We start from the raw sequence: 23,038 nt of genomic DNA on the forward strand, positions 1-23,038 counted from the left end.
TTTCTATGTGTTTGGTTTGATTCAATTTGTCGCTTTGCTACCGCGAAGCCCGCCCACTATTTGTGCTAGTTGTGTCACTTATTTCAGTACACAAATACTATAATATAGCGATCGCCTGTGCCAGTTGCGTAAGTCCTGGTATTTTTAGGACTATGCCAAATATAGGGGTTAGTTATTTTTTGAGGTTGGTTTACCGCCAGTTGATTCACAGCTATTTTGGGGGCAGAATTTTGAGTTTCTGTGATCATTTTGCTCAATTGTGGTGCTACATTGTAGCCACTGTGTAGAATAAGATCAGCTTGCGCGATCGCTTCTTGGTCTTCTGGTCTTGGTTGGTAAACATAGGATTCCTCACCCAGAGAACCCAAGCAAATCAGACTAATTGTATTTTCGGCTACCTGTCTAGTCAAGTCACAAAGTATGCTTGTAGTTACCACCACGCGGGGAAGATTTTGGTTGATCTGAGTGGTTGTCTGAGTAAATGAATTCCTTGCTGCTTGATTTCCACAGCCAATAAATCCAATTGCTAATACTACTAATATGGTTTTTAAGGAGCTATTTGATGGTATTTTTTTGAGCATGACTAACTCCTAACAATAGTAATTTTTTTGGTAGATAAAGTTTAAATAACTTAATTGCTCTGCACCATATTGATATATAATAATAAAGGACACAGCAAAGCTGCGCCCTGAATATATTTTTGAAATAATAAATAAATAGTTAAAAATCTCCCAATGGTAAACGACCTTGTAGCATTTGGAATTTAGATTCAAAACAAACAGCACAATTGCAACCAAGTTGATCCATAATCGGATTAAGTGTTGTGGTTGGAAGAAGTGTGACTAATTGCTCAATTGGTTGGCTAGATGCTACGGAAATCATCTTTGTAGTGGATGCCTGTGCTGGATTTGCTACCAGTATAGATGCCAAAAATACAGGACAAGCAAGCAAAATCATGATGGCTATGTTCATAATTCACCCATAAACACTATTTGTGATACAGCATAACCAATAAACTAACCATCTTCAACCTAGATGATAAGGAAGCAATGTAATTGTTTTATCTCCACTCCCGGCCGTTAACATCTCACCATCAGGACTAAAAGCCAGGGAATACACCGCATCCTCAGCACAGTTCACACTGGAAATTTCTTCACCACTATCTACAAACCATAGATGTGATTGTATATTTAGATTAGTAGTAGATGCCCGCGTGTTTTAACTACGTCCAAAACCTTGACCCCGCGTCACCTTAGACCAAACCAGTAATTCCCCTTTGTCACCTCCTGCAGCCAGGAATTTACCTTGGGGATGCCAAGCTAGACTAGAAAAACCACCAGCAACACCAGTTAAAACTTGGCAAACTTGTTTAGCTTTTTTCCACAAACATAACCAACCATCACTAGCAGCAGAAGCAAGCAAAAAGCTTTGAGGAGCGAAGGCGATCGCTGTGATAATATCCACATGATTAGTTAAAATGCGTCCTTCCCACCCCAAAGATTCATCCTCTAGTTTTTCCCAAACTACAATACCTTCAACGCTAGAAGATGCTAAAATTGGCGCACCTATTTGTGTAGTAGCTTCAGACCATGCCAATTGACGTATTTTACCAGGGAAACCACGCATAATCCAAGGATCAGGATTATTCCATTGCAAAACAGTAACACTGCGATCCATATTACCAGAAGCTAAAAACTTGCCATCGGGTGACCAAGCCATAGTTGTACTCACAGTGGGCATATCTAAAATGTATGGTTCTTCATCCCAGTTTTGGCTATGCCAAATCTTAACTGCCCTATAGCCACCAATAGCTAAATATTGTCCATCACTACGCCAATCAATCCCCAACACTGAAGAGTTATCAAAATTGAGAGTAACTACAACCTCCCTACGATCAGCATCCCATACTTGGACGTAACGCCCCAAACTAAAAGCTAGTTGATTACCAGTAGGACTCCATCCCAGCTTATCCACCCATGCAGGGGCGTTTTCTAATGTGGCAATTAATTCGCTACCCTGCCAAATTTTCACCTGTCCATTTTGTCCACCAACGGCTAAAAACTTGCCATCTGGGGAAAAAGCCACACAGTCTACTGATGTACCATCACCAGTTTGTAAAGTGGTGAGATGTCCATCATTCCACAATACAACTTCACCGGCTGCGGAAGAAGCTACTAAACTATTACCATGAGGCGACCAGGCGATCGCACTCACATAATCAACAAGTGTCGCTGAGTAGTGTTCTTCAAATTCCTTAGATTTGCTAGCTGTGGGATTCATAATTAAATCAAGAGTGGTGTAGAGAGGTAATATTGTTTATAGCCGATACTTTTTTGCTCACTAATGCTAACAAATACAAAACTCATACAAAACAAGCCAGAAAATCTTGCTTCAATTGGGCTTCATCAAGATTCCGACCGATAAAAACCAGTTCATTTTTACGAGTTTCATTTGGTTTCCAAGGGCGGTCAGGTCTACCATCTAATATCATGTGTACGCCTTGAAACACAAAGCGATTATCTTCTCCAGCAATATTTAAAATCCCCTTCATTCGGAAGATATCAGCACCTTGGGTACGCAATAATTCCCCCAGCCAAGCGTTAAGTTTTTCCCCATCCAGTGCGCCACCTTCTACTAAAGCTACAGAATAAACTTCTTCATCATGTTCGTGAGCATCTTCACTTAAGAACTGGGGGTCAATTTCTAAAGCGCGTGATAAATCAAAAGCCTTCACCCCCAACAGCGCATTCATTTCTAATTGTGAGTTTTGGGTACGGTAAATCTTAGCTATAGCATTCATACCCCGAATGCGGTTTTCTAACTCCTCTAACTGTTCTAAAGTTACCAAATCAGTTTTATTCAAGAGAATTACATCAGCAAAAGCAATTTGTTCTTGTGCTTCATCAGCGTCCCAATGTTGCCAAATATGTTTGGCATCTACAACAGTCACCACCGCATCTAAGGACAGGAGGCTTTGCATATCCTCATCAACAAAAAAAGTTTGAATCACTGGGGCTGGATCAGCCAAACCAGTAGTTTCAATTACTAAATGATCAAACTTATCTCGCCGCCTCATCAAGTTACCAATAATGCGAATTAAATCACCGCGCACTGTACAACAAATACAGCCATTATTCATTTCAAAAATTTCTTCATCAGCATCAATAATCAATTGATTATCAATACCAACTTCGCCAAACTCATTAACAATCACCGCCACCTTCTTACCGTGTTCATAGGTGAGGATGTGGTTAAGTAGAGTAGTTTTCCCTGAACCTAAGTAGCCTGTGAGTACAGTTACAGGTACTGTATTGGTTATTTCTTCGGTGAACATAGTTTCAATACCTTTTTCTCAAACTGGTGATAATCATTACCATCTATAATAGTTCTTTATGATATTTTTGTGGCCACTTGACTGTCATTATTTTTGAGCAGTTCATTACCCGGCTTGACTAACACCGTTTTTTGTGGTAACATGGGCTTCCCTATGAATATTACATGAATTAGAGCGACTGATGGTGTGGTTAGATATGTCAACTAAAATTTATTTTATGGCAGGATGCGGGAATTTAATTTCTATGTAAAAATCTTTCAGTGCCTATGAGAACAATAACTAACAACACTAACTGAAATTGCCACGGGGCTAATACTAAACTTAAAATCAAACTGAGGACTGTAAATAAACTGATAATATAAGCGATTTCACCATGACACTTTTTAGATATGTAGCCAATGGCTAAACCAGTACATAGGGGAATTAAAAAAGACAGATGCATTTTTACTATCCTGGTCAATAAAACACAGCAAGGAGGAAAAGCAGAGGAAAACTGTTTTTGATATTTTAGTTAATTTGACAACTACGTGAAGTTTAAGGTTTCCTGCTATTTCCTGTATAGACGATCTAGCATATTACATTTAGGAGTAAGTTTTCTAGATTAAACACCCAATGTCAAATATCCCTCAACTACTGGCGACTGAATTTAACCTAGCACTGTATCAGGTGGAAAACGCCTTGGAACTTTTAGCCGAAGGTGCGACAGTTCCCTTTATCGCACGTTACCGCAAAGAGCGCACTGGGGAAATGAATGAAGTTCAACTGCGCCTCCTGTTTGAGCGATATGCTTATTTAACAGAATTGGCGGAACGGAAAGCAGTGATCTTGAATGCGGTGGCCCAACAAGGCAAACTAACAGATGAACTGAAAGCTAAAATTTTATCTTGTTGCCAAAAAACCGAACTTGAAGATTTATATCTCCCCTATCGACCCAAACGACGCACCCGCGCCACCATTGCTAGAGAAAAAGGACTGGAACCTTTAGCCGAGTTGATCAAGTCCCTCAATAGCCAAAATACTGCAATAACATCACTAGAAGCAGCAGCAGCCCAGTATGTTTCTGCCAATCAGGGAGTAAAAACACCACTAGAAGCCCTTAAAGGTGCTGCTGACATTTTAGCCGAAGAAGTGGCAGAAAAAGCGAATTTACGGGCATATATCCGTGATTATTTTTTAGCTGACGGGGCATTTGTCTCTCAAGTGAAAAAAGATCATCCCGAAGGTACAACCAAGTTTGAGATGTACCGTAATTACCAAATGGCGGTGAAGAATATTGCATCCCATAATATGCTGGCTTTGTGTCGCGGTGAGGCTGAGGGAATCTTAAATTATGAAATTGCTTTTGATGAAGATTTTATCCTTGACTATCTCAAATCAAAAGAAATTAAGAGCAAAAATAGCATAATTCGGGATTTTTATCAAGCCATGCTCAAAGACGCATTTAATCGCTTGATGAAAACTTCAATTATGACTGAGGTAATTTCTCAAAAGAAAACTCATGCTGATATTGAATCAATTAAAACTTTTGAAGCCAACCTGCGAGAATTATTATTATCAGCACCAGCAGGGATGAAACCAACACTGGCTATAGATCCTGGGTTTAGAACAGGGTGTAAAGTTGTGGTACTAGACAAAACCGGACAATTTTTAGAATACCAGGCAGTTTTCCCTCACCAAGCGGCAGAACAAAGGTCTAAAGCCGCCCAAACTATTAAAAATCTAATTACCAAATATCACATTGAGTTAATTGCTATTGGTAATGGTACAGCTTCGCGGGAAACAGATGAGTTTGTGGGGGAAGTATTACAACATATCCCAGTAAAACCAATTAAAGTTATAGTCAATGAATCTGGTGCTTCAATATATTCTGCCAGCAAAGTGGCATTGGCAGAGTTCCCTGATTTAGATGTTACCGTCCGTGGTGCCATTAGTATCGGTCGCCGTTTACAAGACCCTTTAGCGGAATTGGTGAAAATTGACCCTAAGTCTATTGGTGTGGGACAATATCAACATGATGTTGATCAAAAGTTGCTGAGAAAGAAATTAGATGAAACTGTAGAAAGTTGTGTTAATTACGTTGGCGTGGACTTAAACACAGCTTCTCAGGAACTTTTGACCTTTGTTTCTGGAATTACTCCTACAATTGCCAATAATATTGTTGCTTATCGCAATGAACATGGCCCGTTTCACAACCGCAAACAATTGCTAAAGGTAGCTAAATTAGGTCCAAAAGCTTTTGAACAGTCCGCGGGTTTTCTGCGAATTCGTGGTGGTGATAACCCTTTAGATAATACCGCAGTGCATCCAGAAAGTTACTCCGTGGTGCAAGCGATCGCATCTGACTTAAATGTATCCCTAAAGCAAGTAACACAAATTGCCGCCCAACTCAAAAATACCAACTTGACAAAATACGTTACTGACAGCATTGGCGAACCGACGCTGCGAGACATTATCAGTGAACTAGAGAAACCCGGTAGAGACCCCCGTGCTGAATTTAAGTATGCCACCTTTAGAGAAGGAATTAAAGAAATTACCGATTTACAAGCAGGAATGGATTTAGAGGGAATTGTCACCAATGTTGCTAATTTTGGTGCTTTTGTGGATATTGGCGTACATCAAGATGGTTTAGTACATATTTCCCAATTAGCTGATAGATTTGTTGATGATCCTCAAAAAATCGTCAAAGTAGGGCAAGTTGTCAAAGTGCGCGTGTTGGAAGTTAACCAAAAGTTAAGGCGTATTAGTTTGTCTATGAAAACATAGTGGGAGCCTGACAAGCCCTACGGTAAAATCATATTGTAAACGTTGTGTAGCGTGTCTTCAGACCGCGTAGCAACATCAGTTTAGAATCCCCTGTGTTTCAACCAGGGGAGATGTCAAGAAATCAGTTAAACAATAACAGCATTGTACTTATGTCTTCGTGTTTTGGTGGTGAGTGATCACATTAATTTTACAACCAAGGCACTAAGACTCACTTTTTTATGAGGCTATTACAGTTAGCATATTATACCCAGCTTCATATTCAAATCATCAAAAAATAATCAGCCAAATGGTAGATTTTAAATCTATCTTTTATGAGATTTCATATTATAGCATTTATTCAAAAATAGAATCAAGATTGATCAAAAGTCTATTGGTTGTTGTTAGGTAAAAACAATGTGGCGAACACTTTTCAATACCATAGCTACAGCCTTGAGTTTATTAATTGTTGATTTAGTTGTACCGGGTGTAAATATTGCTAACTTTCCAGCTGCTTTAATTGCTGCTTTGGTCATTGGTTTAATTAATGGTTCACTTAAACCAGTTCTTTCTGCCCTTTCTTTACCGCTTAACTTTCTCACATTCGGCGGATTTTCTCTATTAGTTAACGGCTTTTGTTTCTGGTTAGCAGCAGTGCTGGTTCCTGGGTTCGCAGTTCGTGGACTGGTGGCATTTATTTTAGGTCCAGTGATTCTCTCTTTGTCTAGCACTTTCATTAACAAATATTTTGCCGAAAAGAGTGCAACTTTAAGCAGCAGTGATGTAAATACCCAAGGCGAATTACCTTCTAGATAAAAAATCAGGAAATCATGAAATTAGTTCGTTTACTTTTAGGTTTATTAGTGCCTCCTTTAGGCGTTTTTCTCACAGTGGGGGCAGGTCCAACTTTGTTAATCAACATCTTACTTACGCTTTTAGGTTGGCTTCCTGGTAGTATCCATGCAGTTTGGGTTATTGCTAAACATGAACAAACAATGAATCAAGAAAGACGTATTTATTAAATTGAGGTTTGTGATAAAAATAGGGGGTTCAGCACCGCCCTATTATTTATTTTGTAGCAAATTTTATGAGCCTAGTTATTTTGAGTGAGTTCTTTGTGTTTCTCTGCTGGTTCTTCTTCTTTGAACATATCAGCAGTTGATAGCAATAACTCTCTTAAAGTTTGTTTAATTTGATGCTCTTTTTTAGCTATGGCTGCACCAGCTTCACCTAGTTTATCTTCTAATCGCGATCGCTTCTCTTCCACTTGTGTGGCTACAGCTTCGGCTTGGGGGCGGGTCTGATCGTACCATTGTTTTGCTTCGTCGAGATAATCTTTAATTTCTTTGTCTCTCCCGCCATAGCGTGCGGCTAAATTGGCGCGGATAATGGCTAATTGCGCTTGCAGTTGAGCGTAACGTTTTTTTAATAAAGCCGCTTCTTCACTATCTTTAATGGCGTTGATGGCGGAAGTAATGGCATTTTTAGTCTCATCAGTTTTATCTTTACCTGTGTCTGCAATTTCTGTTAAAATACCATCAACTTCTTGCTGAATTTGTTCTTCTTCACGGTTTAATTGAGCTTGTAACTTTTTCAACTCCGCTTGAGTTTTGGCAATAGTCTCCTGTCTTTTACTGTTAACACCTTCTAAAGCACCTTCAATTGATGCTGTTACCGCCTCTTTAATTTCTGTGCTTTTGTCTTGGAAGTTTTCAACCACAGCCGAAACTGCATCCTTTACCAGAGAACGAATTTCACCAGAACCTGTTTTTAATTCCGTACTCAGTTGAGAAACAGCAGTTTTGACAATCTCACGGATGCGGTCACTTCTTAACTTGCCAGTTTCTCTAACTTGCTGGAGATCAGTTTTAATTTGGTCTTTGATGTTGTTAGGCATTGTTAACTTTATCCTGTTTAGCTAATGTAGGGTTTGCTGAAAAAGTTATTTGTAAGAATAGGGAATAGGGTTCTGATCTTCCTTGTACCTTTTTAACCTCTCAGGTACGATAATCATTGATATGTTCAGGTTTTACCTTGATTCAGGCATATCTAATGTATATTTTTATAGATGGTTAAATAAATAAACACTTCCTTTAGATATAAAAGATTGTTGACCCTGGGTTATAAAGCAAAAATTTAAAATTAAGGTGGATTTCCTAAACCCTATGGTAAGCAAGCTCTATGGAGTCCTAGTTACTTTGTGTCTTCTGTTGGTGCTGCGCCACTTGAGGTGCTGAAGAAATATATCCAGAATCAAGAAAAGCCGTCGTTCTACGACGGGGTTTTAAACCCATTTTTTTGATAAAGACAGTAGGGCGGACACTTTGAGTTTAGACATTTTACAGCCCACTGTTTATAACCCGTCCAGGAAATATTATTTTTCAGCCACTCATGATAGTTCCTAGCATCTACAATATTTAAGCAGACACGATTACAGTCCCAGAGGAGAATTTTTGGTGGATTCCCGATACAACCCAGCAGACATTGAGGAAAAATGGCAGAAAAAATGGGCAGAACTACGCTTAGATCAAACCCCTGGAAATAGTGACCAGCCAAAATTCTATGCCCTTTCCATGTTCCCTTATCCATCGGGCAGCCTCCACATGGGTCACGTCCGTAATTACACAATCACTGATGTGATTGCACGCCTCAAGAGAATGCAAGGATATAGAGTACTGCACCCCATGGGGTGGGACGCTTTTGGTTTGCCAGCAGAAAACGCCGCCATTGACCGAGGAGTACCACCAGCAAAGTGGACTTATCAAAACATTGCCCAAATGCGCCAACAATTACAGCGTCTTGGTTTGTCTATTGATTGGGATAGCGAAATAGCCACTTGTTCACCTGATTATTATAAGTGGACACAGTGGATTTTTTTGCAATTCTGGCAAGCCGGGTTAGCTTATCAAAAAGAAGCAGCAGTAAACTGGGACCCTGTTGACCAAACTGTGGTAGCTAACGAACAAGTTGATAGCGAAGGACGTTCTTGGCGCAGTGGAGCTAAAGTTGAGCGTAAACTATTACGGCAGTGGTTTTTAAAGATTACCGACTATGCCGAAGAATTACTCAATGATTTAGATAAATTAACAGGTTGGCCGGAACGGGTCAAGTTAATGCAGGCTAACTGGATAGGTAAATCCACAGGCGCTTATTTAGAATTTCCTGTGGTGGGGATGGATGAAAAAATCCCCGTGTACACCACACGCCCAGATACTGTTTATGGTGTGAGCTATGTAGTCTTAGCACCAGAACATCCTTTAACTAAAGTTGTCACCACCAAAGCGCAAAAAAAACCGGTAGAAGCTTTTATTCAAGAAGTTTCCCAACAAAGCGAGTTAGAACGTACTGCGGAAGATAAACCAAAGCGGGGTATCCCCACTGGTGGCAAAGTAATCAACCCCTTTACGGAGGAAGAACTCCCCATCTGGATTGCTGATTATGTACTATATGAATATGGTACTGGGGCAGTCATGGGTGTACCTGCTCATGACGCGCGAGATTTTAAATTTGCCCGTGTTTATAATTTACCTATTGAGTTTGTCATTGCTTCTTCTGAAGACGTGGCAGATTTTGATTTAACACCAGCATCACCAACAGATGAAATCACAAAAGTTATTAATATTGAATATAACGAGGCATATACCGAACCAGGAATTTTAATTAACTCTGGGTCTTTTACTGGCATGAATTCCACAGATGCCAAAGCAGCAATTATTAAATATGCTGAAGAACACAATTTCGGGCAACTGCGAATACAGTATCGCCTGCGGGATTGGTTAATTTCCCGACAAAGGTACTGGGGCGCACCCATACCAGTTATTCACTGCCCTAATTGTGGCATAGTGCCAGTACCAGATGAGGATTTACCAGTTAAGTTACCAGAAGAAGTGGAATTGACTGGACGCGGTGGTTCACCTTTGACTCAGTTAGAAAGCTGGGTAAATGTTCCCTGTCCCACTTGCGGTACTCCAGCCCGGCGAGAAACCGATACCATGGATACTTTTATTGATTCCTCTTGGTATTTCCTGCGCTATCCTGATGCTCAAAATCAACAACAAGTATTCGACCCGGCTAAAACTAATGACTGGATGCCAGTAGATCAGTATGTGGGTGGTATTGAACACGCCATTTTACACTTACTCTACTCTAGATTTTTTACTAAAGTGCTGCGAGATAGGGGTTTATTGAACTTTGACGAACCTTTTGAACGTTTGTTAACTCAAGGCATGGTACAGGGTTTAACTTACATCAATCCCCGCAAAAGCGGTAAAGAGAAATGGGTTCCCTCTTATTTAGTCAACCCCGCAGACCCCCGCGATCCCCAGACAGGAGAACCATTAGAACGTCTTTATGCCACCATGTCTAAATCTAAGGGTAATGGTGTCGCACCGGAAGATGTAATTAGTAAGTATGGTGTTGATACAGCCCGGATGTTCATTTTGTTCAAAGCACCGCCAGAAAAAGACCTAGAGTGGGACGAAGCCGATGTTGAGGGGCAATTCCGCTTTTTAAATCGGGTGTGGCGCTTGGTGACAGATTATGCTACTGGGGGAGTTTCACGCCAACAAGCCCAACTCTCTGATTTAACTAAGCCAGAAAAGGAATTACGGAGGGCAATTCATACAGCTATTCAGGCTGTAACAGAAGATTTAGAGGACGAATATCAATTTAATACCGCAGTTTCTGAATTGATGAAGTTAAGTAATGCCCTCACTGATGCCCCCTGCAAAAATTCACCAATTTATACAGAAGGTATTGAGACTTTGGTGATTATGTTAGCGCCCTTTGCCCCACACATTGCCGACGAGTTGTGGCAGTTATTGGGTAATACTAATTCCATCCACACTCAAACTTGGCCATCTTTCGACCCAGGGGCTTTGGTGGCTGAGGAAATTACCTTGGTAATTCAAGTTAACGGCAAAAAACGCGCTGATATTTCTGTTCCTGCACAAGCTGATCAAGCAGAGTTAGAAAAGTACGCCCGTGAATCTGAAGTGGTTCAGCGTTACATTGAAGGCAAGGAAATTAAAAAGGTGATTGTGGTTCCCGGAAAGTTAGTGAATTTTGTAGTTGCTTAACTCGACTTTATCCATTTTTACGCTCAGGCGATTGGCTTCGCCACTGCCGTAGGCAATCGCCATTTAAACACCAAAGACCCCATTTGTGTAATCTGTATATACTACAAACTGAATGGCGGAATGTGGAATACAACAGCGCCAATACTCACCCCAAGCATTCATCAACTAATATATAATAAGATTGAGTTGATCCGTAGCCACTGGGAAAGCTACCTATAACTTTCACCAGGTCAGCGAATGCACAATACCACTGATTCCAGAGGTCATCCCAAGTGCCGGAAACAAAAATTCACGGATTGCAGCAACAGGTTTTCTTGTCTTGGGTGGGGCGGATACGGTGGTGGTTTCCGTAACCGCTACTAAGTTTTTCAACTTGAAATTTCACCTAAAAGTCTTAAGATTAGACAAAACTCTGTTTTTTGTATACTCTAGTTAACTGAATTTGTTACCACTGTCGATCTATCAATTAAGTCAATTTAGCAGGAGAGATAATGACCCAAATCATAGTGGGTGAAAATGAAGCAATCGAATCGGCCTTACGTCGCTTTAAACGAGAAGTTTCCAAGGCAGGGATTTTTCCAGATATGAGGAAGCATCGTCACTTTGAAACGCCCCTAGAAAAACGCAAGCGCAAAGAAATTGCCAAGCACAGGCAAAGTAAAAGACGTTTCCGTAATTAAAGACCGACTAGGTTGAAATCAAGGCCCTCAGATTGTCCATGAGGGCTTTGGTTATCCTAACCGCCAATCCAACGCTTATGCTACCCCTTAATGGTAGTATTTAATCACAAACATCTCCCGCATAAAGATATAAGCTAAAAGCATACCTGCTATAAGTTATCTCAGGTCCTATGCACAAGTATACATCTGGAAATAACGGAGATTTCATTCGCCAACTTGCTACTCTGGCAGCAATTGTTGGCGCTTTTGTGGTCAACTTGATTTCAAATATTTTTCCCCTCAATGGCATGAGTATAGGAGAGATTTCTAATACTTTGTTTGCTAATGTGCTGATTATCCCTGCCAACTATGCCTTTGCCATTTGGGGACTCATTTATCTGGGATTGTTCACTTTTGCAATTTACCAACTTCTCCCCAACCACAGGTATGATGCGGATTTACGCAACATAGGATATTTGTTGGTTATTGCCTTAGTCGCTCAAAGTATCTGGGTATATCTTTTTCTCTCTAGGCTTTTTGCTGTTTCTGTCATAGCAATACTGTTAATTCTATTACCACTGATTGTTGCCTATTCCCGCTTAGGAATTGGTAAAAAGCGTGTCTCTCAGAGTAAGAAATGGTGCGTTTATTTTCCCATCAGTATTTATCTGGGTTGGATTAGCGTGGCTACCGTTGTTAATGTGGCTTCTGCTTTGTACTTTCAAGGATGGAATGGGTGGGGGATTTCTCCTGAGTTATGGACTGCTATGATGTTATTGGTGGCTGGTATCATTGCAGCAGTGATTGTCATCCAGCGTCAAGACTTTGCTTATGCAGGAGTGACAATATGGGCATTGGTGGCGATCGCTCTCAAGCATTGGAATAACTCTTTAGTCAGGAACGTGGCATTAACTTTGGCAACTGTCCTGGTTTTCCTCATCACCATGAAAAGTGTCAGAAATGAACCTACAGCCACATGAACGGAAAGATTGGTCATGACACCTTTAGCTCGCTCTACCACTCTATCCCTACGGCAAGGTCCGGACAATTTGCGCCGAAATAAGCCGCCACCAGAGAAAATATAATTTCTGAGGTTTTAACTACCAGTTATAGTTTTTAAATGGGCATTAAATCTGGCATTTTGCAAAACTTCAACTGTTGTGCTGGGATTTTGCACGCAATATTGCCAACCCAATCGCACAAATTTCCGGGAACTTGGCGAACCTATAATTCCAATTACTGGCGTTTTCGCTTTTTCTTTATCCCCTGAATATTCTTGTAGGATTGTTTTTAAATCATGTAGTTTTTCGATGTCGCGTGCTTGTTCAAGATTAAGTTCTACCATCACCATTTTCACCTCCTCCACTTTTTCTACATCTTCCACAATTAGTTGGTTTTGCTCATCTCGTCGGTCTACTTTACCCCAAATAATTAACCTTTCATCAACTTTGAGTTGCTCACTGATACGTTCATAAGTTTTGGGAAAAACAATGGCTTCTGATTGGGTAGTTAAATCTTCTATTTGTAAAATAGCCATTTGCTCGCCTTTTTTGGTCATCACTTTTTTGACATGATTGAGCATGATGACCGCACAGATTCTTGTATCTTCTTTTTGTTCGTTAAGTTGTGCGAGATTTATGGGAGAGAGAAGTGATGCAGCCTGTCTTAGAGATTTTAAGGGATGATCTGACACATAAAATCCTAGTAATTCTTTTTCCATGCGTAACTTTTCCTGTGGCGGAAAGTCCTGGACTGGTTCAGCCTTGGGAGCAGTTTCAAAAGCATTACTAGCTGTTTCATTCTCACTATTGCTAAAATTACCACCTAATAAATCAAACAAATTTCCTTGACCACTAGCCCGATCTTTAGCCCGGGACTGGGCCCAATCATAAACCAGTTCTAAATCATGAATTAACTGTTTACGGTTTGGTTCTATTTTGTCAAAGGCTCCACAGTTAATCAATGATTCCACCATGCGGCGGTTAACAGCACGCAAATCCAGGCGATCGCAAAAATCAGCCAGTGATTTAAATTCGCCCCCCTCTTCTCGCGCTGACAAAATACAGGCGATCGCATTTTGTCCTACATTCCGCACTGCGGTAAATCCAAATAAAATCTTGCCTCCTGCCGGAGTAAAATCTAGTCCAGAACGATTAATGTCGGGCGGATCTATTTTAATACCCATACTAGCGCAGTTATTAATGTATTTCTGCACTTTATCTGTATCCCCACTGTTAGCAGTCAACAGCGCCGCCATATACTCCAATGGATAATTAGCTTTTAAATATGCTGTTTGATAAGTAACATATCCATAGGCGGTGGAATGGGACTTATTGAAACAATTAGAGGCTATCAAACCATTTTTAATAGCAAAGTTATGGTCATTCTCAACCCCAATATCATAGACATTTTCTAGACCTACATATTTACGACTACTGATTTTGATCATTTTTACCAACTCCAAGATTTTAATAAGTATATGTACTCAGGCAACTATTAACCATGCTAATTTTAGATTGCCATTGTAGGTAAAACCAATCCCCAATCCAATATCTAAAATTGGATAATTTTAAGATTCAATGTTAAGATAGTGGGAATGTGAGATAAGTAGACAACGTAAAAAGTATTTCCGAGTTGGAATACTGCGGGATTGCTTAGTCTACGCAATTAAATAAAGTTATATCTTACACCAAGTGATATCTTGAGTCAAACCCTTTTAAAACGGTTCAAAATCTTGATTATCCATTAGTCAGCGCAGGCAGACCTTGTTTGTTGTCCGGCGTTTTCTAGTAGCTAGGGCTGGGTGTAAGATGCCCAAGTTAGGCAAAAACTCCTTTGAGAGAGTACGGTAAGACAGGCCGGACTTTAGGCTTGGTGAAGAAATTCCTTTGCTTTGATAAGTTACGTCAAAGTAAGCGGTTTCCCAAAAACCAAGAATTTCCTGATTTATAATCGGGAAAGTGTCAAAACTGAATGTCTAGGTAAAAATTAACAGGATTAGATTAAGGAAACTCATGTCCCGATACAGAGGGCCACGCCTCAGAATTGTACGTCGCTTAGGCGAATTGCCAGGATTAAGTCGCAAAAGTCCAAGAAAAGCCTATCCACCAGGCCAACATGGTCAAAACCGGAAAAAACGCACTGAGTATGCAGTTCGTCTAGAAGAAAAGCAAAAAATTCGGATGAACTACGGTTTAACCGAAAAGCAACTACTACGCTACGTGCGTAAAGCTAGACGTGTAACCGGTTCCACCGGACAAGTGCTGCTACAACTGCTAGAAATGCGCTTGGATAATACCGTTTTTCGTTTGGGTATGGCTCCCACGATTCCAGCGGCTCGCCAGCTGGTAAATCACGGTCATGTAACTGTCAACGGTCGGAGAGTAGATATTGCTAGTTATCAGTGTCGTCCCGGTGAAGTAATTGCAGTCAGAGATAGGGAACTTTCTCGGAAGTTGGTAGAAGCCAATTTACAATATCCCGGTTTAGCCAATCTCCCCAGTCACCTGGAATTTGACAAAGCTAAATTAACTGGTAAAGTAAACAGCGTCATTGAGCGAGAGTGGGTGGCGTTACAAGTTAATGAACTGCTCGTGGTGGAATACTACTCACGTAAAGCCTAGTTATTGGTGGATTACCACTCCCCGCCCTCAAGGGTGGGGTTATGACAGTTTAAGCCAAATCTAAATAAATCATACTAAATACTACAAATACTACATGGTTAGCGATTAATTTCTTGTAGGTCAAGAGCATAATTTAATCGCAGGACATTGACCCCCGGTTCACCAAAAATAGAGAGAAATCTGCCATCCGTATATCTATTAATTAAAGGTATTATTTCATCATCTTGTAGGTCACGAGCGCGAGCAACTCGCCTCAACTGCTCCCTTACTGCTGTTAAAGAAATATGTGGGTCTAACCCAGAACCAGAAGTATAAATAAAGTCAGCCGATGGTTGAATATTTTCCTCTTGGAACTGATTCACCTGTTGGGTAATTCGATCTAGCAGCGCTGGATTACTAGGGGCTAAATTACTACCACCTGATATACCAGTGGGGCTGGCCTTGTCTCCTTGGCTATACCCCACACTACTGGGGCGAGTGTGAAAATAACGCTCTGATGTAAATCCTTGCCCAATTAAAGTTGAGCCAATGGCTTGTGCTTCTACATTCAGCATCACGCTACCATTGGCTTGAAATGGAAACAAGGCTTGACCTGTGATCAATATTGCCAAAGGATAAATAATTGCCGTGAGTAACCATAACACCAAAGTCATGCGAATCGCCTTGATGATTTCTTGAATAAAAGTCATAAAAATTTCCCAGGTACTGAGTTTTATACCAAACCAGTGATTGCAATTAGCATATCTATTAACTTAATACCGATAAACGGCGCAATTAACCCACCCAAACCATAAATCAAGATGTGGCGTTGTAACAATTGATTAGGATTATGATACTTTAAATCAACACCTCTCAAAGCCAAGGGAGTCAAAGCGGGGATGATTATAGCATTATAAATTAGTGTTGATAATACCGCAGAATTAGCGCTAGATAAATTCATAACATTCAAAGCTTGCAGATGAGCGCCGGCAAAAATCACTGGTATAATTGCTAAATATTTACCAATATCATTGGCCAAGGAAAATGTAGTCAAAACCCCACGGGTAATTAATAATTGTTTAGCAATACTGATGATATCAATTAACTTGGTGGGATCAGAATCTAAATCTATAATATTGGCGGCTTCTTTTGCCATTTGAGTGCCTGTATTCATGACAATACTAACATCAGCCTTGGCCAGCGCTGGAGCATCATTAGTACCGTCTCCCGTCATAGCCACTACTTTACCTGCTGCTTGTTTTCTCTGAATAACATTAACTTTATCCTCTGGTGTGGCCTCAGCAATAAAGTGATTTACCCCCGCTTCCTGGGCAATGACAGATGCGGTGATCATGTTATCGCCGGTGATCATAATAGTATTGATCCCCATCCTGTGTAATTGCTGGAAACGGTCGCGGATAGTGGGTTTAATCATATCTTTGAGATAAATTACACCATAAATTTCTTGATCGAGACAAACTGCTAGGGGTGTACCTCCTTGTTGGGAAATTTTTTCGTAGATAGTATTTAATTCTGGTGGCGTTCTTCCATTGCGGACACGGACAAATTCTTTAATTGCGCTTACTGCTCCTTTACGGGCCTCACGTCTTCCGGATAAGTTTGTACCACTAATTCGGGTGGACTCAGAAAATTCTACCCCTACTGCTTGACTGAGATCAAAATCAAATCTTGCCCCATAGCTTTGTGCCAGTCGGATAATTGATTTGCCTTCTGGTGTCTCATCAAATATGCTGGCAGCTAAGGCAATATCAGCCATTTCCTTTAATGAATGGCCATTCACGGGGATAAACTCTTCTGCCAAGGGATTGCCTAGGGTAATTGTGCCGGTTTTGTCAAGAATTAAGGTATCGACATCACTACAAATTTCCACAGGCTGTCCGGATGTGGCAATAATGTTAAATTGGGCGATGCGATCCATGCCAGCAATACCAATGGCACTTAATAATCCACCGATGGTAGTGGGAATCAGGGATACTAACCAGGCGATTAAAATGGGTACGTTGATGGGATTTTCTACATAGTGAGCAAATGCGGGCAGGGTAGCCACTGACAATAAACAAACTAAGCTCAAAACTGCTAGTAAGATTGTCAAGGTGATTTCATTCTGTGTTTTGCCGCGTTCTTTTCCTTCTAAGGAAGCAATCATCTGGTCGTAAAACCCTTTACCCGGGTTAGATGTGATGCAGACAATTATCTCATCCGCAATAATACGTGTACCGCCGATAACCCAACCCGCCACATCTGAGCCTGACTCTTTGAGAATGGGTACTGTTTCGCCGGTAATTACTGACTCATCCACTGAGGCTGTACCCATGATGACTTTGCCATCCGCAGGAATGATATCTCCCGCTACTAAATAAACGGTGTCATTTTGCCGGAGGCTGGCGGCGGGAACTTGGGAAATTGTGCCATCGGGAGCCAGTTTTTTGGCGATGATCTCTGACTTTCTAGCTCGCAGGGTATCGGCTTGGTCTTTACCGCGTCCTTCAGCTAATGCTTCGGCAAAATTAGCGGAAACAACAGTGAAAAACAAAATTCCTGTTAGTAAACCGTAAAAAAGTTGTGAATTATTTTCTGGCGACGGGGTAGTTAAGTTGGGATCAATGGTGAATAATAAGCTAACAAGTGTTCCCAGCCAAACTAAAAACATGACTGGATTTTGAATTGCATATCTGGGATCAAGTTTGACAAAAGCATCTCTAACGGCTCTGAGATACAGTCTTTTGGCATTTATCCGGAACTTTGTCAAAGCTTGGCGGCTAAGGCCAGAACGAAAACGAGAAGTAGGTGCAAGGTTCATTTCATCTGGGGAATGGGGAATGGGGAATAAAGAATGGAGCCTTTGATCATTGGGTTTAAGTAGTTCTAACTACCGGAAGCCAGTTTAAAACCTTCACCAATTGGACCTAAAGCCAATAGGGGAAAGAAAGCCAACATTCCCAAAATCAACACTAATGCAGCTGTGGTACTGGTGAATATTAATGAGTCTGTTTTTAGGATAATGGGGGTGGGTGGGATTGTTGGTTTACGAGACATACTGTCAGCTAATAGCAAAATGCCAATCATCGGAATGTACCGCCCAGCAAACATAGTGAAACAAGTGCTTAAATTCCACCATAGGGTACTGTTGTATAGTCCCTGTAAGCTAGAGGCATTATTGGCACTAGCTGCGGCATATTCATAAACTACTTGGGAAATACCGTGAAATCCGGGATTGGTAATTCCAGATAGGGAAAAAGGATAAGCCAATGTAATGGCACTGGGAATCAACACTAAAATTGGATGAATCAGCAAGATTACACTGGCAAGGATGATTTCTCGCCGTTCAATTTTGCGTCCTAAAAGTTCTGGGGTAGTTCCCACCATTAACCCTGTTAAGAACACACCCAAAATTAAGTAAATAAATAGGTAAGCTGTGCCAGTTCCTTGACTTCCCCAGATTATGCGAAGGAATAAGTTAAATAGGCTGGCAAATAATCCTGGTGGCATCAATGAATCTTGCATTCCATTGACAGCACCAGAGGTGGCTGTGGTGATCACTGCCCAAAGTGCTGTTTGTGTCACACCCAGTCTGATTTCTTTGCCCTCTAAATTAGGCTGCTGTGATTCCAATATACCATTTACCAGGGGATTACCTTGTTGTTCTCCATCTACGGCTAACCAAATCAGAATCACCAAGACTACAAATGTCATCCCAAATACCAGCCAAGCTTGTTTGCTATTTTTAGTAAATATGCCGTAGGTGTGAATTAATGATGCTGGAATGGCCATCATGGCCACGATTTCGATTAAATTAGTAGCGCCATTGGGATTTTCTAAGGGGTGGGCTGAGTTAACGCCAAAAAAACCAGATCCGTTATCACCCAACATTTTAATCATCTCAAAGGAGGCCACTGGCCCTCTAGCAATATATTGGGTGCTGCCTTCTAAGGTTTGCACTACTAGGGTTCCATCTAAGGTTTGCGGCACACCAAAGAAAACTAAAGCGATCGCTCCCATTACTGATATGGGTAATAATATCCTGGTGATGGCAAGAGTGAGATCAACGTAAAAGTTACCCAGTTTTTTCCCAGTCAAACCACGAATAAAGGCAATTCCTACCGCTAAACCTGTAGCTGCTGAGGTGAACATCAAAAACCCTAAAGCTGCTACCTGGCTAAAATAACTCAAGGTGGTTTCCCCTGTGTAGTGTTGTTGTCCTGTATTTGTGATAAATGACACTACAGTATGCAGTAATATATCCCATGTTGGGGCATCAAATCCATTAGGATTCCAAGGTAGTAATTTCTGACAAAATATTATTGCGTATACTAAAATACCCATACACAGGTTACTATACAGCACAGCCCGGATATACTGCCAACCTGTCATATCTTGTTTAGTCCCCACACCTGCTAAAACAAAAAAGCTACGCTCTATCGGCTTCATGAGCAGGTCTAGCAGTGTTCTTTCTCCCAAAAAAACACGGGCTATATATCTTCCCAAAAGGGGAACCATTGCTACAACAATACACAGGGTTAAGCCGATTTGCCAAAAACCTTGTCCCATTTATTTCCCACTCAATACAAATTTAATAGTGAAAGCTAAAGGTTTGTCAATTATTACTATTTTTCAGATTCCTGAACAAGTTTCCGTAAAAAATACTGAAAATATACTTTCATATCATTCATGAATATCACCCCTAGTAAACACGCCCCAAACTAAACCCAAAGTTAGCAGAAAATTATATTGCATATTTAACTTTTTGGGTAGCAATAAAAGTTAAATTCAAATTTATTTCACCTTAGCTTGATCTTAACTAAGGTAATATAAAATTTATTACATTATATTGAGCGGATCAACATCTATAGTTAAACTGACACCATCACTACAAAGCGATCGCACTGACTCCCAATCGGGTAACTGTGGCAAAGCATGGGGAGCAAATTTCAGTAATATTTGCCAGCGATAACGGTTAGCTACCCGCACCACGTTAGCTGGGGCTGGTCCGAGAATTTCCAAATCTTGACTAGAACTTAAAGTTGTGGCCATGATTTGAGCGGTATTTTGTACTTGAATAGGGTCTAAACTACTTAGGCGTAATAAAATTAACCTGCCATAAGGGGGATAATTCAGGGCTTGCCGCTGTTCTAATTCCGTTTGGCAAAAAGACTGATAATCATGTTGTTGTACTGCGGCAATTACGGGATGTTCTGGGGTGTACGTTTGCACAATTACCCTGCCGGGATCATCGCCTCTACCAGCACGACCAGCTACTTGAGTCAACGTTTGAAAAGTCCTTTCATTGGCGCGATAGTCTGATAAATGCAATAAACCATCAGCAGAAACAACACCCACAAACGTCACTTGGGGTAAATCTAAACCTTTGGTGATCATTTGTGTTCCCACTAATAAATTAGCTTCACCGTTGGCAAATTGAGTCAGTAGGGTACGGTGTGCGCCTTTGTTGCGGGTGGTATCGCTATCAAAACGGATAAAACTCAACTGAGGGAACTGTTTGGCCAGTTCCTGGGCGACGCGCTGAGTACCGCTACCAAAGAATTTGAGGTAAGGGGAACTGCACTGGGGGCATTGCTGGGGATGCGATCGCGTATAGTTACAGTAATGACAGCGTAGTAATTGCGGCGCTCCTGCTTCCGTCTGGTGATAGGATAGCGACACATCACAATGGGGACACTCAATCGCATATCCACAACTACGACAAGAAACAAAAGTACTATGTCCCCTGCGATGGATAAATAAAATTCCCTGTTGTTGCTTTTCTTGCAGCTCATGCAGCGCTGCTTGTAGGGGTCTACTAAATATAGAGCGATTTCCCTGCTGTAACTCAAGCCGCATATCCACTAATTCCACTGGTGGTAATGGCCGGGAGTAAATGCGTTGGGGGAGGGAGAGGTAATAACAGTGGGGTGTGGGGATAGAAGAGTTGGTTAAACTTAGCCAACTTTCTAACGAAGGGGTAGCGGAACCTAAAACCAAAGGACAGTTTTCTAATTCGGCTCGCCATTGGGCGACGGTGCGGGCGTGGTAGGTGGGAATGGGAGCATCCTGTTTAAAACTACCGTCGTGTTCCTCGTCTAAGATGATTAAACCTAAGTTGGTTAATGGCGCAAAAATGGCGCTACGAGTACCGATGACAATTTGAGCTTCTCCTGTGAGCATTTGTCGCCAGGTGTCATAACGTTCTCCTTCAGAAAGGGCGCTGTGATAAACGCTCACCTTACCCCCGAAACGAGCGCGGAAACGGTCGGTTAGCTGGGGGGTGAGTCCAATTTCTGGAACCAAGACCAGGGCAGATTTTCCCTGCTCCAGCAGAGGAGCTATGGCTTGTAAGTATACTTCTGTTTTCCCTGAACCAGTAATACCATGCAGCAAGACTTGAGCAAATCCATTTAGGGCTTGTATGGTGGTTAAGGCGTTTGCTTGGTGAATATTTAAAGTTTTGGGGCTATCTTGAGCTAATCCTAGTCCTTGTTCTGTTCGCAGCACTTCTTTTTCTTCGATGACAATGTAGCCCTTTTGCGCCATCGTCTTCAGGGTAGAGGAACTAGCATGACAAATTTGCAATAATTCACTTTGCCATAATTCCCCTCCCCGTCGCCGCAATATTTCTAAAATTTCTCTTTGGCGAGTAGTTAAGTCACCATCAATGGAACCAATCAAGGTGACGGCTTTTTGTTGTTTTGGTCGATTAAGTCGCGGTGGTTCTAAATAACTTTCTACTAACCCAAATTGCAATAACTCCCTGACACCTCTATAGGCTGTTTTGATCTTTTTTTGTAGGTAAATAAAACTATAGTCTCCTGCGGGTTGACTTTGCAAAAGGTTTAAGACTTGTTGGGCTGGGGGACTGAGAAAAGTTAAAAATGAGGAAATTTCGGTTTTTATTTCTCCACTTGACACTAAGCGGATACGACGTTGCGATCGTCCCAGTAACCCTGGTGGTAGTGCTACCCGGATCACCTGAATCAAAGGCGTATAGTAATATGTCGCTACTCGATTTAATAATTCCCAATAGCTACTGGCGAAGAATCCTTCGCTGACTATATCTTCTACTTCCCGGATTTTTTCTGGTGGTAGCTCAATATTTAGTTTTGTCAATAAACGAATGGCGATCGCTCCCACTATTTGAGTCCCAAATGGTACACTCAAAATATCACCTGGTTTAATTTTTAACTGATTCGGCAGTCTATAAGTAAATAGTCCCGTAGTTCCTGGACAGTCTACCAGCACTTCAATCCAGCGATTCACATTTTCAGACTGGTAAGTTTCCTTTGGTTCAGCCACTACCAATTTTAGTGAATTTATCCCGCTTTTATACATATTTTTTTCAATTTTTGCACTTAGTTTTTTTGAGTTTAGTTAACTTTATAAAACATTTTGATTTTTAGCGGTAAATTGTATTTCATAATACTTTTATCACCCATAATACTTGATAATTTGCCTTTTCTGTAATTTACCAGACAATTTTGTCTTAACAATACGTGGCATAAATATTTAAAGTCCACTAGAAAATATAAACTTATCTCTCCTGAGATAGCAGATCATAGTCTGACTAACTACTAAATAGGATATAGTGTTTTTCAGCCTGTTGGTAGATATTCA

The 23,038-nt window shown here is 41.0% G+C and carries 19 protein-coding genes and 1 pseudogene; 9 read left to right on the top strand and 11 right to left on the bottom strand.

Annotation, left to right across the window (positions count from 1 at the left end; translation table 11 throughout):
- Positions 1-83: 83 nt before the first annotated feature.
- Positions 84-581: a metal ABC transporter solute-binding protein, Zn/Mn family gene (locus NWP17_RS13980; protein WP_280655506.1), complete on the bottom strand. Its 498-nt coding sequence runs from the start codon at positions 579-581 to the stop codon at positions 84-86.
- A gap of 257 nt (positions 582-838) precedes the next feature.
- Between NWP17_RS13980 and NWP17_RS17530 the strand changes: the two genes are divergently transcribed.
- Positions 839-985 carry a hypothetical protein gene (locus tag NWP17_RS17530; protein WP_342394009.1) on the top strand — a complete coding sequence of 49 codons (147 nt, stop codon included), beginning with the start codon at positions 839-841 and terminating at the stop codon, positions 983-985.
- Between the two features lie 41 nt (positions 986-1,026).
- Here NWP17_RS17530 and NWP17_RS17625 read toward each other — a convergent pair whose 3' ends face one another.
- The 4 genes from NWP17_RS17625 to NWP17_RS14000 form a co-directional block, all read right to left on the bottom strand.
- Positions 1,027-1,140, bottom strand: coding sequence for a hypothetical protein (locus NWP17_RS17625; protein ID WP_425332668.1), 114 nt, complete (start codon positions 1,138-1,140; stop codon positions 1,027-1,029).
- Positions 1,141-1,218: 78 nt separating this feature from the next.
- Entirely contained in the window at positions 1,219-2,280 is a 1,062-nt protein-coding gene (locus NWP17_RS13990) for a WD40 repeat domain-containing protein (protein WP_280655508.1), read from the bottom strand.
- An 82-nt stretch (positions 2,281-2,362) separates the two neighbouring features.
- The gene (locus tag NWP17_RS13995) at positions 2,363-3,334 is read right to left on the bottom strand and encodes a CobW family GTP-binding protein (RefSeq protein WP_280655509.1); all 972 of its coding nucleotides are present in this window, start codon (positions 3,332-3,334) and stop codon (positions 2,363-2,365) included.
- A gap of 235 nt (positions 3,335-3,569) precedes the next feature.
- Positions 3,570-3,776, bottom strand: coding sequence for a hypothetical protein (locus NWP17_RS14000; RefSeq protein ID WP_280655510.1), 207 nt, complete (start codon positions 3,774-3,776; stop codon positions 3,570-3,572).
- Between the two features lie 170 nt (positions 3,777-3,946).
- Here NWP17_RS14000 and NWP17_RS14005 point away from each other — a divergent pair, with 170 nt between their 5' ends.
- The 3 genes from NWP17_RS14005 to NWP17_RS14015 all read left to right on the top strand — a co-directional run bounded on the left by NWP17_RS14005 (position 3,947) and on the right by NWP17_RS14015 (position 7,095).
- Positions 3,947-6,097, top strand: coding sequence for a Tex family protein (locus tag NWP17_RS14005; RefSeq protein ID WP_280655511.1), 2,151 nt, complete (start codon positions 3,947-3,949; stop codon positions 6,095-6,097).
- Positions 6,098-6,490: 393 nt separating this feature from the next.
- Positions 6,491-6,889, top strand: coding sequence for a phage holin family protein (locus tag NWP17_RS14010; RefSeq protein WP_280655512.1), 399 nt, complete (start codon positions 6,491-6,493; stop codon positions 6,887-6,889).
- A gap of 14 nt (positions 6,890-6,903) precedes the next feature.
- Positions 6,904-7,095: a YqaE/Pmp3 family membrane protein gene (locus NWP17_RS14015; RefSeq protein WP_280655513.1), complete on the top strand. Its 192-nt coding sequence runs from the start codon at positions 6,904-6,906 to the stop codon at positions 7,093-7,095.
- 71 nt (positions 7,096-7,166) lie between these two features.
- Here NWP17_RS14015 and NWP17_RS14020 read toward each other — a convergent pair whose 3' ends face one another.
- Entirely contained in the window at positions 7,167-7,970 is an 804-nt protein-coding gene (locus NWP17_RS14020) for a histidine kinase (protein WP_280655514.1), read from the bottom strand.
- Between the two features lie 267 nt (positions 7,971-8,237).
- Here NWP17_RS14020 and NWP17_RS14025 point away from each other — a divergent pair.
- The 4 genes and pseudogenes from NWP17_RS14025 to NWP17_RS14040 all read left to right on the top strand — a co-directional run.
- A pseudogene (locus NWP17_RS14025) lies at positions 8,238-8,375 on the top strand (transposase); the annotation flags it as partial.
- A 154-nt stretch (positions 8,376-8,529) separates the two neighbouring features.
- The gene (gene leuS, locus NWP17_RS14030; protein ID WP_280655565.1) at positions 8,530-11,151 is read left to right on the top strand and encodes a leucine--tRNA ligase; all 2,622 of its coding nucleotides are present in this window, start codon (positions 8,530-8,532) and stop codon (positions 11,149-11,151) included.
- A gap of 491 nt (positions 11,152-11,642) precedes the next feature.
- On the top strand, positions 11,643-11,831 hold the full coding sequence (gene rpsU, locus NWP17_RS14035) for a 30S ribosomal protein S21 (protein WP_017803988.1): 189 nt from the start codon (positions 11,643-11,645) through the stop codon (positions 11,829-11,831).
- A 170-nt stretch (positions 11,832-12,001) separates the two neighbouring features.
- Positions 12,002-12,790: a tryptophan-rich sensory protein gene (locus NWP17_RS14040; RefSeq protein WP_280655515.1), complete on the top strand. Its 789-nt coding sequence runs from the start codon at positions 12,002-12,004 to the stop codon at positions 12,788-12,790.
- Positions 12,791-12,906: 116 nt separating this feature from the next.
- Here NWP17_RS14040 and NWP17_RS14045 read toward each other — a convergent pair whose 3' ends face one another.
- Positions 12,907-14,259 (bottom strand): helix-hairpin-helix domain-containing protein, encoded by a 1,353-nt coding sequence (locus NWP17_RS14045; protein ID WP_280655516.1) that lies wholly within the window; start codon positions 14,257-14,259, stop codon positions 12,907-12,909.
- 565 nt (positions 14,260-14,824) lie between these two features.
- On the opposite strand from NWP17_RS14045, the gene rpsD reads away from it, so the two are divergent.
- On the top strand, positions 14,825-15,433 hold the full coding sequence (gene rpsD / locus NWP17_RS14050) for a 30S ribosomal protein S4 (protein ID WP_280655517.1): 609 nt from the start codon (positions 14,825-14,827) through the stop codon (positions 15,431-15,433).
- 98 nt (positions 15,434-15,531) lie between these two features.
- Here the strand turns inward: rpsD and kdpC are convergent, their stop codons facing one another.
- From kdpC to priA, 4 genes are all read right to left on the bottom strand, one after another.
- The gene (gene kdpC / locus NWP17_RS14055; RefSeq protein WP_280655518.1) at positions 15,532-16,122 is read right to left on the bottom strand and encodes a K(+)-transporting ATPase subunit C; all 591 of its coding nucleotides are present in this window, start codon (positions 16,120-16,122) and stop codon (positions 15,532-15,534) included.
- A gap of 23 nt (positions 16,123-16,145) precedes the next feature.
- Positions 16,146-18,233, bottom strand: a complete 2,088-nt coding sequence (gene kdpB, locus NWP17_RS14060; protein WP_280655519.1) for a potassium-transporting ATPase subunit KdpB — start codon at positions 18,231-18,233, stop codon at positions 16,146-16,148.
- Between the two features lie 65 nt (positions 18,234-18,298).
- A complete protein-coding gene (gene kdpA / locus NWP17_RS14065; protein WP_280655520.1) occupies positions 18,299-19,981 on the bottom strand; it encodes a potassium-transporting ATPase subunit KdpA in 1,683 nt (560 codons plus the stop codon).
- A gap of 270 nt (positions 19,982-20,251) precedes the next feature.
- Complete coding sequence (gene priA, locus NWP17_RS14070) at positions 20,252-22,756, bottom strand: primosomal protein N' (protein ID WP_280655521.1); 2,505 nt, start codon at positions 22,754-22,756, stop codon at positions 20,252-20,254.
- Positions 22,757-23,038 lie beyond the last annotated feature (282 nt).

This window comes from Chrysosporum bergii ANA360D (assembly GCF_029891735.1).
GTDB classification, from domain to species: Bacteria; Cyanobacteriota; Cyanobacteriia; order Cyanobacteriales; family Nostocaceae; genus Umezakia; species Umezakia bergii.